This is a genomic window from Breznakia sp. PFB1-19, assembly GCF_029893935.1.
GTDB lineage: Bacteria > Bacillota_I > Bacilli_A > Erysipelotrichales > Erysipelotrichaceae > Breznakia > Breznakia blatticola.
The window spans coordinates 1-14489 of the sequence record NZ_JARXXJ010000035.1 but is presented as its reverse complement, the minus strand read 5'-3'; the positions used below and the strand labels follow the sequence as shown (position 1 = coordinate 14489).

At 33.9% G+C, this 14489-nt stretch carries 11 protein-coding genes; all 11 read left to right on the top strand.

Going from position 1 to position 14489, the window contains the following annotated elements; genetic code table 11:
- Positions 1-364 precede the first annotated feature (364 nt).
- The 11 genes from M2098_RS10935 (at position 365) to ispD (ending at position 14393) form a co-directional block, all read left to right on the top strand.
- On the top strand, positions 365-1711 hold the full coding sequence (locus tag M2098_RS10935; protein ID WP_280684416.1) for a sigma-70 family RNA polymerase sigma factor: 1347 nt from the start codon (positions 365-367) through the stop codon (positions 1709-1711).
- Between the two features lie 31 nt (positions 1712-1742).
- Positions 1743-4724 carry a hypothetical protein gene (locus M2098_RS10930; protein ID WP_280684414.1) on the top strand — a complete coding sequence of 994 codons (2982 nt, stop codon included), beginning with the start codon at positions 1743-1745 and terminating at the stop codon, positions 4722-4724.
- A 275-nt stretch (positions 4725-4999) separates the two neighbouring features.
- Positions 5000-5566 (top strand): GNAT family protein, encoded by a 567-nt coding sequence (locus tag M2098_RS10925; RefSeq protein ID WP_280684412.1) that lies wholly within the window; start codon positions 5000-5002, stop codon positions 5564-5566.
- 6 nt (positions 5567-5572) lie between these two features.
- Positions 5573-5968 carry an SRPBCC family protein gene (locus tag M2098_RS10920; protein ID WP_280684410.1) on the top strand — a complete coding sequence of 132 codons (396 nt, stop codon included), beginning with the start codon at positions 5573-5575 and terminating at the stop codon, positions 5966-5968.
- Positions 5969-6037: 69 nt separating this feature from the next.
- Complete coding sequence (locus tag M2098_RS10915) at positions 6038-6250, top strand: zinc ribbon domain-containing protein (RefSeq protein ID WP_134169269.1); 213 nt, start codon at positions 6038-6040, stop codon at positions 6248-6250.
- 483 nt (positions 6251-6733) lie between these two features.
- The gene (glgB, locus tag M2098_RS10910; protein WP_280684408.1) at positions 6734-8590 is read left to right on the top strand and encodes a 1,4-alpha-glucan branching protein GlgB; all 1857 of its coding nucleotides are present in this window, start codon (positions 6734-6736) and stop codon (positions 8588-8590) included.
- 26 nt (positions 8591-8616) lie between these two features.
- Positions 8617-11016, top strand: coding sequence for a glycogen/starch/alpha-glucan phosphorylase (locus M2098_RS10905; protein WP_280684406.1), 2400 nt, complete (start codon positions 8617-8619; stop codon positions 11014-11016).
- Positions 11017-11187: 171 nt separating this feature from the next.
- A complete protein-coding gene (locus M2098_RS10900; protein ID WP_280684404.1) occupies positions 11188-11562 on the top strand; it encodes a DUF3795 domain-containing protein in 375 nt (124 codons plus the stop codon).
- Between the two features lie 347 nt (positions 11563-11909).
- Complete coding sequence (gene msrA, locus M2098_RS10895; RefSeq protein ID WP_280684402.1) at positions 11910-12845, top strand: peptide-methionine (S)-S-oxide reductase MsrA; 936 nt, start codon at positions 11910-11912, stop codon at positions 12843-12845.
- A gap of 67 nt (positions 12846-12912) precedes the next feature.
- Entirely contained in the window at positions 12913-13749 is an 837-nt protein-coding gene (locus M2098_RS10890) for an HAD family hydrolase (protein ID WP_280684400.1), read from the top strand.
- Positions 13750-13751: 2 nt separating this feature from the next.
- Positions 13752-14393 carry a 2-C-methyl-D-erythritol 4-phosphate cytidylyltransferase gene (gene ispD, locus M2098_RS10885; protein ID WP_280684398.1) on the top strand — a complete coding sequence of 214 codons (642 nt, stop codon included), beginning with the start codon at positions 13752-13754 and terminating at the stop codon, positions 14391-14393.
- The last annotated feature ends 96 nt before the right edge of the window (positions 14394-14489 follow it).

The window sequence follows — 14489 nt, the reverse complement described above, 5'->3', positions numbered from 1 at the left end:
ACAACAACGTTATGAATATCTGAAAAAGAAAACGTATAACCATTTTTATTCAACTGGTTATACGTTTAGTGCAATCCTTAACTTAATGACATTGGTTAATAAGCTGACTTTTTTTTGATAGCTAAAGTTTAAAACAATTTATTGATAGTCTATGACAATAATGAAAAAAAGGCATTTTGCTATCGTATGATATGTATAATAAAAAAATGTAAAAAATTACATAATTTTTGATTCGAGTAGGGTCTATTAAATAGAAAGGACAACTTTTTTAATGATGATGTGTGTGAAAGTAAAAAAAGCAATGGTGAATAGTTTTTACTTTTCTCTGTACATAATGTAAACATGTAATTGGAAAGGATATGGAATGGAAAAGAAGAGGAAGAAAAACAATGGAAATACCTATTCGCAAGAGCTTAAAAAAAAGAACGCTTTATTAATTGCAAGAGTAAAGAACGGTGATATAAAAGCTTTTGAGGATTTATTCAAATTAAACTATGATAGTGTTTATTTTAATGCTTATTATTTTTTCGCTGATGAAGAGATAGCAAAAGATATTGTGCAAGAAGTATTTGCACAAATTTTCCATAAAGCTAATCAATTGAAAAATAATGATGCATATTATACATGGATGAAAACTATAACTTACAACACTTGCGTTAAGTATAAGCGAAAAAATATACCAGATGTGGAACTTTTTAATGATATTGACGAAAGTCATCATTATGATGAAACGAACTCTAATATATCAAATAAAGTATACAAAAAAGATTTGCTAGAAGCAGTAAAAGAAGAAATGAATGATCTAAATCCAAAACTTAAGGTTATTGGAATGTTGCGTTTTTATGATGAGATGAGTGTGCCTCAAATCGCCAAAATTCTAAACACACCAGAACAAACGGTTTATGGAAGAATTAGACAAATACAAAATATCTTACAAAAAAATTTAAAAGCAAAAGGATTCTCAACAGAGTATTTATCTGTAGCGTTTGCATCACCGATACTCATTAAGCAATCATTGGGGCTCCTCGCACCAAAAGCAACAATGGAACCAATAGTAAGTTCACAAATCGTGAAAAGTATAGTACATGATGGTGCTAAAATGGTTAACTTTGCTAAAAAAATACTTATAGCATCTGGGATAACAAGTATTGCAATAGTAGGTGTAATTAATCAAAATCGTAATACTAGCGGAGGTGCTGGCTTAGAGAATATTAAACCAAAAGTTGAAGTAGAACCAATCGATGCAAAGATTCTAGGAATAACTTATGATTTGAATTGGACTAACAAACCGTTTGATATTCAAGTAGAAACAACAAATTCAAATTTTGAAACAATCCAACTTAACAACAATGAGAGGTTAACTGTGTTTGAAAATGGAGAATATACAGTTACATTATTAAAAGACGGAGTAACTTTAGATGAACAAGTAATTGAAATAAGTAATATTGATTATGAAAGTCCAAATGCGATACTTGTAGATGAATCAGACCAAGGGTTTACGTTACAATTGATGGATTCTTTGTCAGGTATTAATACTCAAAACATACAATACAAAGAAGGTGGAAATATAAGTGAGAAATTCAGCTATGACAATTCAACTGGAATATTGCAATTACTAGGAAACAAGTATACATTCAATCGTATACATATATTCGATTATGCTGGTAATGAACTAATAATTGAAACAGGTAAGAACTTACTCGTGAGATAAGAAATATTAAGGTTTACAAAGGAGAAAGAAAATGAAAACTAGAATAAAGAAAATAGGAAAGATAGCAATTGCGATTGTTTTAGCAGTAACTACATGTTTTACAGTAACAACATCCATTAGTGCAGATGAAAATTATGAGGCGAATACACCAATAGACTATACAAATAAAGTAACAGTAACGGATTGGGACTTTTATGACTACACAGAAAAAGATAGCAGTGGGAAACCAGCTTTAATCAGTGATACACAAGGTGTGAAACCTTTAAGTTTTCTATCTCTAAGAGTAAATTGGGAATTAGAAGCGAACGCAGGTACATTTCTAAAAGCCGGCGATACCTTTAGTATAAAAACGCCGCGCTTAGAAACTAATGAATACTTTCAAGCGATGCAGACGAGTTGGAGTGATTTTTATGGTGATATTACTAATATAGAAACAGGGGATGTTGAAACGAAAGCTTTAGGGAAATGGCGATTTGCAAACATAACTACGCTTGAAGTGGAGTTGTATGATTCTGTAAATGGATTGATAAAAGTAAATGGTTCGTTCACATCGGGAGAAAATGGAGTAAAAAATCCAATTTCAAGAGGGGTAACAAGTGATGTGACTATGGGGGCTATAACTAAGAAAATTCTGTTTAAACAAGAGTCGCTTGCTATTATGAAAAGTAAAAACTCTAGTGTTATGGAAAACTCATCAAATCAATTAGTTAAATGGGCAGATCATATAAATAATGCAGGTATAGTAGAAATTTATACTAAAGAATTTGGAACAAATTTTACTAAGAAGCAGAATTCAGTTTATGAGACAACGTTAAGTGGTGAATTTTCTGGGATAGAAATTTTTGGGTACTATCAAATACCAGCGGATATAATTGATGGTAAAGCATCAGGGTCGGGAGGTGGACTAACTGCAACCAAATTCTTCACGAGACGATATCCTGTTGCTTCACAATCCTATGATGAATTTAAGAACTCTTTAGGTATCTATGAATACGGAGTATATAACGATAACGGAGTAGACCGATTGATTGTTAGTCTTGGAACAATTGGAGAAGATGGACCAACATATTCTGAATTAAATCCAAATTACTTGCAAATGATGGTTAATAAAGCAATTAATCGTGGATTCTATGAAGATACAACTGAGAATAGAGAAAAGTTAGATGATCTGTATAAAAAGGTGTTTAGAAGTGATAATGTAATTGGAAATCACATAGCGAAATATCGTATTGATGTAACTGAGAAATTCACACCAGTGATTGCAAATACGGTAGTAACTCACGAGTATAAGATGACATGGAATGATGTAGAAGAAGTTGCAAAAGCGAGTGGAACCTTATCGGGTGTACTTGGAGATGGAGGAGCTACAATTGGTGCTCAAAAAGCAAAACTGTTTGTATTTGATTTTGATGATTCTTCAGTTATTGCGGAAGCGTCAATTGAACTTCAAAGAAAAAATGGAAGTGATTGGATAACTCATGCCGATTTGGGGAAAACATCAGATCTAGGGTTTGTAGAAACTACTACATTACCTACAGGTACTTATCGTTTTGTGCAAAAAACAGTTAAAGAAGGATATGATATAGAATTATCTGATACAACCAATGAAACGCTTATTACTGGTAATGTCACGACTTACGATGCGTCAAATAATTATTTGTTTTCGGATGAATTTACTGTGAGTGCTGGCGATTTAAATGGTCATGTACGATACATGAGCAACCGTAAAGTTTACACAGTGTCCTATAACCCAGGAGAGCATGGAACATTTGCAGAAGAGACACACAGAAGAAATGTATTCAATAGTAATACACCTACGTTTACTGGTACTACAGATGGAGAAACGGGATGGTTCTTCAGCGGTTGGGACAAAACAATCGCAGATAAAGTGACTGGCAATACAGTGTACACTGCACAGTGGCATCGCGAATACGTGGTTGAGTATATATCAAAGAATCATGACGTTGGTGATGTGCCAACTGATAGTACACATTATGCAGACACAGACACAGTTGTAGTTTTAGGGAATATAAAAAATCTTGCAAAAAATTCAACTGAAGAGAAGAAGTACAACTTCAAAGGTTGGCAGTTAAGTGATGGAACATTTATTACAGCTGATGATAATTTTAGTGTTCAAGATGAGAAGGTTGTGGTAAATGGTAAAGAAATCACCTTGGATCCAACAAAGTTAATAGACAACCGTATTGTGATAATATTAGAAGCAGTTTTTGAAGCTGAAGATTTATATACTGTAACTTATGCTCCTGGTGAGTATGGTGCTTTTGAAATGGTAACAACGAAGTCTCTAGAAAAAGGAGTTACGACTCCAGTATTTAGTGGTAAAACAAGTGATGATGGTAAGCCACAAGGTAAAGATGGATATATCTTTACAGGATGGGACAAGAAAATCGCGGATACAGTAAGTGAGAGTGTTGTATATACCGCTCAGTTCGAACCACAATACAATGTGAAATACTACTCTGAATTAAAAACTGGAGGAAGTGTACCAACTGATTTGCTTGTTTATGTAAGTGGTAATGAATTTAAAGTAGCAGGGAATCCGGGTAACTTAGTGTGGAGTAGTAAAGATTCAAGAGTAACAAATACGTTTGATGGTTGGAGAATTAGTGATGAAAAACAAACTATTGATGTATACGAAGGCTATACTGTAAAGATTGAGAATAGAGAATTGTTTGTTTATAACAAAGAAGGAAAAATACTGAATAAAAAAGGGATAGTAATTAATGCAAATAAATCAAACTATAATAAGGAGATGAATGCATTTGAAATTCCATTAACAGAGCGTTGGCTATCAAAAGAAAAAGATAAACCAATTATCGAATTACCAAATACTACACCAAAGAAAAATGATACATTCTTTGTGAATGTATTACCTCAAATAGCAACAAATGATACTGCGAATACTGCTATTTATTTATCAATTTTTGTAGTATCAGGTGCACTATTAGCACTAAAAATAGCAAAGCGTAGAAAAACGAAAAGCAAAGTATAAAGAATTAGATAAATGTATTAACTGACAAGCCTTCTCAACACACACATACACACATGAGATTAAAATGCACGGTCAGTATACCATGAAGGAGCTGCGACAGATAGGCATATTTAGGCAAATCTGGAGCCTGCTCCTTTTTTGTGTTTAAAGTATAAATCGAATATTAGATACAACGAAAAAGGGGAAAGATTTATTTCTCTCTACGTCATTACTTGCAAATAATGACGTAGAACTGTACATATGATATAGTTTTTCTAATAAGTGAGGGACTATTTATGAATACAAGTATTGCAAGTAAAGATGGTTATACAATTCGTCTAGCCACACAACAAGATGCTCTAAACTATTACCAACAAAATTATTGTCCATTAGATAAAGATGTTGCCTATTATACAGGGTGTAAAGAAATGTTTACAAAAGATGAAGTCATTTCGTTTTTTATGAAATCATTAGAGGATGAAAATCGACGTTTCTTTTTGATTGTTGACGAAAAAGAAAACATTATAGGAGAAACAGTTATCAATGAAATTGATTGGACTGTGCGTTCTGCTAATTTTCGAATCGCCGTATTTGCCCAAAGTGGACGTGATAAAGGAATTGGTTCATGGGCAACAAGAATCACACGTGATTATGCCTTTGAAGAGTTACATCTACATCGTTTATCACTTGATGTATTTTCATTTAATATACGCGCATACAAAGCATACACAAAAGCAGGTTTTAAAAGAGAAGGTGTCTTGCGCGATGCTGTTTTTGATGGCAAAAAGTATGCAGATGATATTTTGATGGCAATACTTGAAGATGAGTGGAAAGAACTTAAGAAACTAGAAAGCGAGGATTAGAAAACGATGGCAAAAGTAAGTATAAAGCAAAGTGTTTCATGTGATATTAAAGATGTATGGGATGTCTTACTTGCAGTAGATAAATATCCAACATGGCGTAGTGATGTAGAAAAAGTAGAAGTAGTAAGTGATCAAGTATTTATTGAGTATGCAAAAGGTGGTATAGCAACTACGTTTACTGTATGCGTAAAAGATGCATGCACACGCTGGGAATTTGATATTGATAATAAAATGATTCAGGGACACTGGGTAGGTCTATTAAAAGACAAACGTAGTCATACCGAGTTAGAATTCACAGAAGATATCACACCAAAGAAATGGTATATGAAACCATTTGTAAAATCCTTTCTAATGAAAACGCAAAAACAGTTTATGGCAGATTTAGTTGCCTACATCAAATAATGGTTTTATAGTTCATTAGCAAATAATCTTTTATGATTTATGTTATGATAGTGCAAACAGGAGGGCTCTATGGAACAAAAACAATATGTGTGTCCAAAATGTGGGAACACCCAATATGAAAGTGATCAGTTTCAAGCAACCGGTGGGAACTTTGCGAAAATTTTCGATGTCCAAAACAAGAAGTTTATTACAGTTTCTTGTACAAAGTGTGGATACACGGAATTATTCAAAGGACAAACAAGCGATGGTTGGAATATACTAGACTTTTTGATAGGAAATTAACTCCTATCTCTTTTTATGTAATGGACCATTGCGATATATTTAAAACAAGCAAGAATCATTAATATGATGATGGTAATTTCTATATAGCGTATGTGTATATAGGAAAGTAACATATAAAGAACTACGAGTAAAATACATTCAATCAGAATGCACAAGAAAAGTAGTTTTCCTACATTTCGCTTGGTGAAAAAGCGTGCTAAAAAAACATCGATAGTTTTTGTGGTTGGATGTAGAAAACTTGCTAAATAGATACAGCCCAAGACAAGAATGCCATAAATTGTTTGGTATAGCATAACTAGCATGATACAAAATAGAATGTCTTTCATGGATGTATTGTATCATGGCATAGTGGTATTGCCTATAATGTCAGAAGTAGCGTTGGTTAATTATGGCTTGCTGTAAGCAACAAATCTAAGGATATGTTCTGTCTTAGAGTTGTAAGTGAAGCGTATTCCATGTAAAATATGAAGTAGGAGAATATGTATGAAACAAAGAACAATAAACGCTTTTTTTGAGGGACAATCCATTAATGCATATGATAGTTTTGGGGCACATATATGCTTCGAACAAACACAAGGTGTACGCTTCAGTGTATATGCACCACACGCACAAAATGTGCAAGTCATTGGTGAATTTAATAACTGGAATGGTGAAGGTTATGAGATGCCAAAAGTTGATGAACGTGGGGTATATTCATTATTTGTTGCTGATGTAAAAGCAGGAATGTCATATAAGTATCGAATTACACAAGCACATGGTGAAGTAATTGATAAGATGGATCCATTTGCTTTTTATAGTGAAGTGCGTCCAGAAACCGCATCTGTGATTGCGAATACAAACTTTACATGGACAGATGATGAGTGGATGGAAAAAAGAACACGTAATTTCCATCAACCGATGAATATATATGAAATTTATTTAGGTGCATGGAAGTTTGATAAAAACGGTGGTGTCAATTATCGTAAAATCGCAAAAGAGTTAATTCGTTATGTAAAAAAGATGCACTATACACATATTGAATTTATGCCATTAAGTGAATATCCATTTGATGGAAGTTGGGGATATCAAACCTCAGGTTACTTTGCGGCAAACTCGCGTTATGGAACGCTTGAAGATTTAAAATACTTAATCAATGAATTACATACACATAATATTGGAGTCATCTTTGATTTTGTGCCTGTTCATTTCGTGATGGATAATTATGCATTACGTAAATTTGATGGAACCAATGTATTTGAATATCAAGATGATAGTATTGCCGTTAGTGAATGGGGTACAGCAAACTTCGATTTACACAAAGAAGAAGTACGCTCATTTCTAATGAGTGCAGCTGCATACTGGATTAAAGAAATTCATGGGGATGGTCTTCGTATGGATGCCATCAGTAATGTCATATTCTGGCAAGGAAATAAAGATCGTGGCGTGAATGAAGGAGCATTAACCTTTATTCGTCGCATGAATTATTTACTGCATAAAAACTTTACTGATGTCATGTTGATTGCTGAAGATTCAAGTGACTATCCAAATGTCACAAAACCAATCGAACAAAATGGGCTTGGTTTTGACTATAAATGGGATTTGGGTTGGATGAATGATACCTTAAATTATTTAAAAGCAGATCCAATTTATCGTCAATATGAACACAATAAGATTACGTTCTCAATGGCGTATTTCTATAGTGAGAATTTTATTTTACCGTTTTCACATGATGAAGTGGTTCATGGAAAAGCGACGATTGTGCAAAAGATGTGGGGATTATATGAAGACAAGTTTGCGCAAGCAAGAATGTTATATACTTACATGTTTACACATCCAGGTAAGAAATTAAACTTCATGGGTAATGAAATTGGACATATGCGTGAATTTGATGAGAATCAAGAAAACGATTGGTTCTTACTAGATTATCCAATGCATGATTCATTCCAAAAATTCATCAAAGATTTGCAGAAGATTTATTTAAAAGAAGAAGCACTTTGGATCGATGATTATAACTATGAGAGCTTTGAATGGATTGATGCAGATAATGCAAATGAGAATTTATATTCATATATGCGTAAAGGGACAAATGAAACAATTATCGTCATACTAAATATGTCTGCAAATACGTATCATGCACATCAATTCGGTGTACATGAAGCAGGGATGTATAGCGAAATATTAAATAGCCAAAAGGATATTTATTCTGGAGTTGGCATTGTGAATGCGAAAGCCTTACGCGCAAAGAAAGGGTTTGTTGATTACAAACCATATTACATAACAATGGATGTCGCACCATTTAGTGGAATTATTTTACGTCATAAACATAAACCAAAAAAAAGCGCAAAAGATTTTATCGAATAAACAAAAAGATTAGAAAGTGGGATAGTATGATTTTAGATTTTACAAAAGATACATTCATGGAAGAGTATGCCAATAAAATGGTGGAACTCTACGGAGTGAGTGTAGAAGAAGCACATATTACAGAAAAGTACTTAGTACTTGGTGAAGTGATTCGAGAATATATAAGTATTTCCTGGAAGGAAAGTAAAGAAGCCAATCGCATGTATCAAAAAAAGGAAGTATATTACTTCTCCATGGAATTTTTGATGGGACGCTTATTTACAAGTAACTTAATGAACTTAGGTATTTATGATGCGGTTAAAGATGGACTGGAAGCATATGGAATTGATATCAATATGCTTGAAGAACTAGAAAGTGATGCGGGATTAGGAAATGGTGGTCTGGGACGACTTGCTGCTTGTTTTCTAGACTCTATTGCATCAACACATTATATTGGACACGGAAACTGTATTCGTTATGAGTATGGATTCTTTAAACAATTGATTCATGACAACAAACAAATAGAAGTTCCAGACCTTTGGTTGAAGTTGAACAACATTTGGGAAATCAAGAAACCAAAACACACGGTAAAAGTTCGTTTTGGTGGAACGGTACGTCAAAGTATTAACGAAAATGGAAAAGTTAGTGTAGAACTAGAAGATCCATTTGTGGTGAATGCTGTACCATATGATGTGCCAATTGTTGGTTATGATACAAAATTAACCAATACACTTCGTTTATGGTCTGCAGAACCTGCTGAAGAATCATTGGAACAAGGACATGAGGATTACATTCAACAAGTACGTGCGATTTGTAACTCACTATATCCAGATGATTCAACACAAGAAGGAAAGATGTTACGTCTAACGCAACAATATTTCTTCGTGAGTGCAGGATTACATACGATTATTCGTAATCATTTAAAAAATCATCCAAACTTAGATAGCTTACCTGAACATGTGGCAATTCAATTAAACGATACACATCCAGTACTAGCGATTCCAGAATTGATGCGCTTATTACTTGATGATTATCAATATGAATGGGTGGATGCTTGGAATATTGTCACAAAAACAATGGCATACACTAACCACACGGTGCTAAGTGAAGCCTTGGAACGTTGGCCAATGGAATACATTCGTCAATTATTACCAAGAGTGTATATGATTATTGAAGAAATTGATCGTCGTTGGATGTATGATTTATCACATACGCATTCGCATCCAGAGTTGGTACAAGCATGTCGTATTATGAAAGATGGACAAGTGCATATGGCAAACTTAGCAATCGTTGGTTCGATGAGTGTGAATGGAGTTGCAGCACTTCACTCAAAGATTTTAATTGAAGATGTGTTCCGTGATTTCTATCAAGTATTCCCAGAAAAGTTCAACAATAAAACAAATGGGATTACGCACCGTCGTTGGTTGATGTATTCAAACCCGGAACTAACACATCTATTAGATGAAACGATAGGAACAACTTGGAAATTACAACCAAGTGATCTAACTAAACTAAATGCATACGTTGATGTTGCAGATGTACAAGAAAACTTCTTACGTGTGAAAAAACGTCGTAAAGAGATTCTTGCAAAATACATTAAAGATGTGTGTAATGTTGAAGTAGATGTTAATTCTATTTTTGATGTACAAGCCAAACGTCTACATGCATATAAACGTCAATTGATGAATGTGTTACACATTATGCATTTATACAATAAGCTTAAAGAAGATAAAGACTTTACGATGTATCCACGTACCTTTATTTTTGCGGCGAAAGCAGCACCTTCATACGTGTTTGCCAAAAAGGTAATTGAGTTAATCAATAACCTAGCACAAAAAGTAAATAACGATCCAGATGTATCACGCTACATGAAAGTAGTCTTCATTCCTAACTATGGTGTTAGTATTGCAGAAATCTTAATGAATGCTGCAGATGTCAGTGAACAAATCTCAACTGCTGGTAAAGAAGCAAGTGGTACTGGAAACATGAAGTTCATGATGAATGGAGCCATTACATTAGGAACAATGGATGGAGCGAATGTGGAAATTGTGGAACGCGTAGGTCGTGAATATGCAGAAATCTTTGGTTTAACTTCAGAAGAAGTAAATCACTTAAAATTTGAACATTCATATGATGCATGGCAAATTTACCACAATGATCCAAGTATTAAAAAAGTGATGGAACAATTACTTGATACAAATTACTTTGATAATGGATCTACATATCGTGAAATCTATGATGAAGTACTCAACAAGAATGATGAATACCTTGTCTTAAAAGATTTCTGGAGCTACCATGAAGCACAAAGAAACATTGATACTCGTTATGCAAATCGTAGTGCATGGGCAAAAATGTGTCTTGTGAATATCGCTAACTCAGGTTACTTTTCAAGTGATCGTACAATTAAAGAATATGCAAATGATATTTGGCATATTGAAACATACTAGAAAGGAAGCATGTCTTCCTTTTTTTCACGATTTCATATCCATACACACAAAGCAGTTGGTCTTTATGATTGATTGCTTTTTCACACCTAAAATTAGATTGGAGTGCTGATTATGAGAATGGTATAATGTGGATATGAAAAAACAATAAATTTGAAGCTACGGAGGTATTCTATGAAACGAGAATTAGGAATTGCTAGATGTGGTCTTGCGTGTTGTTTATGCACAGAAAATGTTGATTGTAATGGTTGTGGTGCAGATGGTTGCCCAGATAATGAGCTTTGTGAGAATAAAAATTGTTCGATTGCAAAAGAAATTTCTCATTGTTATCAATGTGAAGAAAATTGCATGAAAGGATTATTAAGCAAAATCAAACCATATACATTTACTCTATTTGCCAAAAAATATGGGGAAGAAAAACTATTGGATTGTTTAGAGAGAAATGAAGAAAATGGAATTGTGTATCACAGAAGCGGCATAAATGGAGATTATGATGATTTTGATGATGTAGAACAGTTAATGAATTTTATTCTAACAGGAGTACGATAATTAAGTTTATATATAAACATAACGCTATAATCAAACCAATTACATCACAACGTAATAATATGGTTTGGACGGATCTAGATGGACAGGTTCAAATTACATCGTCTACAGGTGTTGTAGAGATAGATATAGGTGAAAGAACAGTAAAATATATTTCAACTTTAGCGCGTAAAGATGCATATGTTTTAGCAACCAGAATGATTGAAGAGGCGTTTGAAATAACAGAGGCTAATTCGGAAGTCTTTAGTTAAGCAAACGAAGATATTGAATTGAACATATAGCAAAAGGAAGCATGTCTTTTTTGCTTCATGTGGTTTGATTCCGTAAGAAAGGTGATGTAGAATAATAGCATGAAAGAAATATATGTAGCAGGTGGGTGCTTTTGGGGCACTGAAAAATACTTTGAAGAAATTGAAGGTGTAAAACAAACAGATGTTGGATATGCAAATGGAAAAACAGAAAATCCAACATATGAAGATGTTTGTCACAACGATGCGGGACATGCAGAAACCGTACATGTCACATATGATGAAAATGTAGTATCACTACCATTTTTACTAGATATGTATTTTGCGATTATTGATCCAACAAGTGTGAATAAACAAGGAAATGATGTAGGCAGTCAATACCGTACAGGGATTTATTATACAGATGATGGAGATGCAGCAGTGATTAATTATGCAATCCAAAAACTACAAAAACAATACGATAAACCGATTGCGATTGAAGTGGAACCATTAGGAAATTATTATCCTGCTGAAGCGTATCATCAAAAATATCTTGATAAGAATCCTACTGGATATTGTCATATTGGAAAGATTCATTTTGCTAAAGCAAAAAGTGCAAAAGATCCAATGAAAAAGGATTTAAAGAAACGTTTGAGTGCTTTACAATATGAAGTGACACAATTAAATGCGACAGAACCTGCATATGATAATGAGTATTATGATACATTTGAACCAGGTATCTATGTTGATATTGTCAGCGGAGAACCATTATTTGTTTCTACGGATAAGTTTGAATCGGGTTGTGGTTGGCCAAGTTTCTCAAAGCCAATCGATATGAAAATGATTCAACAACGTCGTGATCAAAGTCATGGTTTAGAACGTATTGAAGTTCGCTCAAAACAAGCAAATTCTCATTTAGGACATGTGTTTAATGATGGACCTGAGGAACTTGGAGGCATGCGGTTTTGTATCAATAGTGCAGCGTTGAAATTTATTCCATTAGCCAAAATGGAAGAAGCTGGATATAAAGATTTGATCTCTTTAGTTAAGGAACAATAAGAATTGTGGTGTATCTTTAGTTAGGTGCGCCATTTTTGGTATAATAGAATAAGTGAGGGAAAATAATATGAAAAAACCAGTAGTTGCGTTTATGTATGATTTTGATAAAACGCTATGTACAAAAGATATGCAAGAATACAGTTTCATTCCTGGACTTGGAATGGATGCTGCAACATTTTGGCAAGAAGTTACAAAAATTGCTGAAGAAGAAGGAATGGATCGAATCATTTCCTATATGTACTACATGATTCACGCAGCAAAAGCAAAACGTATGCCAGTGCGTCGCTTGGACTTTGTGGAAAAAGGAAAGAATGTGGAGTTGTTTGCCGGTGTTGATACATGGTTTAAACGAATGAATGAAGTCGGAGAAAAACTCGGTTTAGAAATTGAGCACTATATCATTTCGAGTGGATTAACAGAAATCATTGAAGGAACAAGTATCTATAATGAGTTCAAGAAAATATATGCATGTGAATTTCACTATGATGAAAATGGGGTTGCGGACTGGCCAGCATTAACTGTTAATTACACAAACAAAACCCAGTTTCTTTTCCGCATCAATAAAGGTGTTTTAGAAATGAATGAAGACGAACAACTAAATGAATATTTAGAAGATCGCAACCGTCGAATTCCTTTCCGTAATATGATTTATATTGGAGATGGATTGACGGATGTACCATGTATGAAATTAGTAAAAACCAATGGTGGGCAAAGCATTGCTGTTTACCAACAAAAAGAAAAGGTTGTGGATTTATTGCAACACCGTCGTGTGGATTTCATTAGTCCAGCTGACTACACAGAAGGAAGTCATATGGAACAACTATGTACGACAATTCTAGAAAAGATGTCACTTGTAAATAAACTCGTGGATTTAAATCACCAACAACGTGATGAGGAAGTATAAGTATGGAATATAGTGCAATTATTGTCGCTGCAGGAAAAGGTCAAAGAACAGGACTTGCTTACAACAAGGTGTTTCATGAAATTGATGGAAAAGCGATTATCAATTATTCAGTAGATGTCTTTGCATCAGATGAAGACTGTAAACAAATTATTATCGTGACTGCTGATGGTGAACAAGAACATTTTGAGAAGTTGGTACATGCAAATAAAGTAGAGTATGTTCTTGGTGGTGATACGCGTCAAGATAGTGTAGCAAACGGACTAAAAAAAATAAATCAAGATCATGTGATGATTCATGATGGAGCTCGACCTTATATTGATCAACAACTACTTGATCAAATCAAAGAAACGCTTGATGAATATGATGCATGCTTACCAATGGTGCCAGTTACTGACACGATTAAACAAGTTGATGCAGATGGACTTGTTATCAGTACACCAAAACGTGAAGATTACCAAGCAGCACAAACGCCGCAAGCATTTAGCACAGGACTCATTCGTGATTGTCATAGCCTTGCAAAACAAGATAAATTTATTGGGAGTGATGATGCACAACTAGTAGAAAAATACTGTGCATGTCCAATTAAAGTGATACCTGGATTTTATAAAAATCGCAAAATAACAACAGGAGAAGACGTCAAGTAATGCTCAATTTTCAAACTAATTGCAACACAAGTGGTTAAATGCATATTATTCGATGAATTGAAGCTTTTTTATGTGCTAATATATTCAAAAACCATG

Excerpts from the sequence above, each read along its gene's own strand:
- M2098_RS10935 (WP_280684416.1), top strand. The coding sequence starts at position 365 with ATGGAAAAGAAGAGGAAGAAAAACAATGGAAATACCTATTCGCAAGAG.
- M2098_RS10930 (WP_280684414.1), top strand. The coding sequence starts at position 1,743 with ATGAAAACTAGAATAAAGAAAATAGGAAAGATAGCAATTGCGATTGTT.
- M2098_RS10915 (WP_134169269.1), top strand. The coding sequence starts at position 6,038 with ATGGAACAAAAACAATATGTGTGTCCAAAATGTGGGAACACCCAATAT.
- ispD (WP_280684398.1), top strand. The coding sequence starts at position 13,752 with ATGGAATATAGTGCAATTATTGTCGCTGCAGGAAAAGGTCAAAGAACA.
- M2098_RS10920 (WP_280684410.1), top strand. The coding sequence starts at position 5,573 with ATGGCAAAAGTAAGTATAAAGCAAAGTGTTTCATGTGATATTAAAGAT.
- M2098_RS10925 (WP_280684412.1), top strand. The coding sequence starts at position 5,000 with ATGAATACAAGTATTGCAAGTAAAGATGGTTATACAATTCGTCTAGCC.
- M2098_RS10905 (WP_280684406.1), top strand. The coding sequence starts at position 8,617 with ATGATTTTAGATTTTACAAAAGATACATTCATGGAAGAGTATGCCAAT.
- glgB (WP_280684408.1), top strand. The coding sequence starts at position 6,734 with ATGAAACAAAGAACAATAAACGCTTTTTTTGAGGGACAATCCATTAAT.
- M2098_RS10890 (WP_280684400.1), top strand. The coding sequence starts at position 12,913 with ATGAAAAAACCAGTAGTTGCGTTTATGTATGATTTTGATAAAACGCTA.
- M2098_RS10900 (WP_280684404.1), top strand. The coding sequence starts at position 11,188 with ATGAAACGAGAATTAGGAATTGCTAGATGTGGTCTTGCGTGTTGTTTA.
- msrA (WP_280684402.1), top strand. The coding sequence starts at position 11,910 with ATGAAAGAAATATATGTAGCAGGTGGGTGCTTTTGGGGCACTGAAAAA.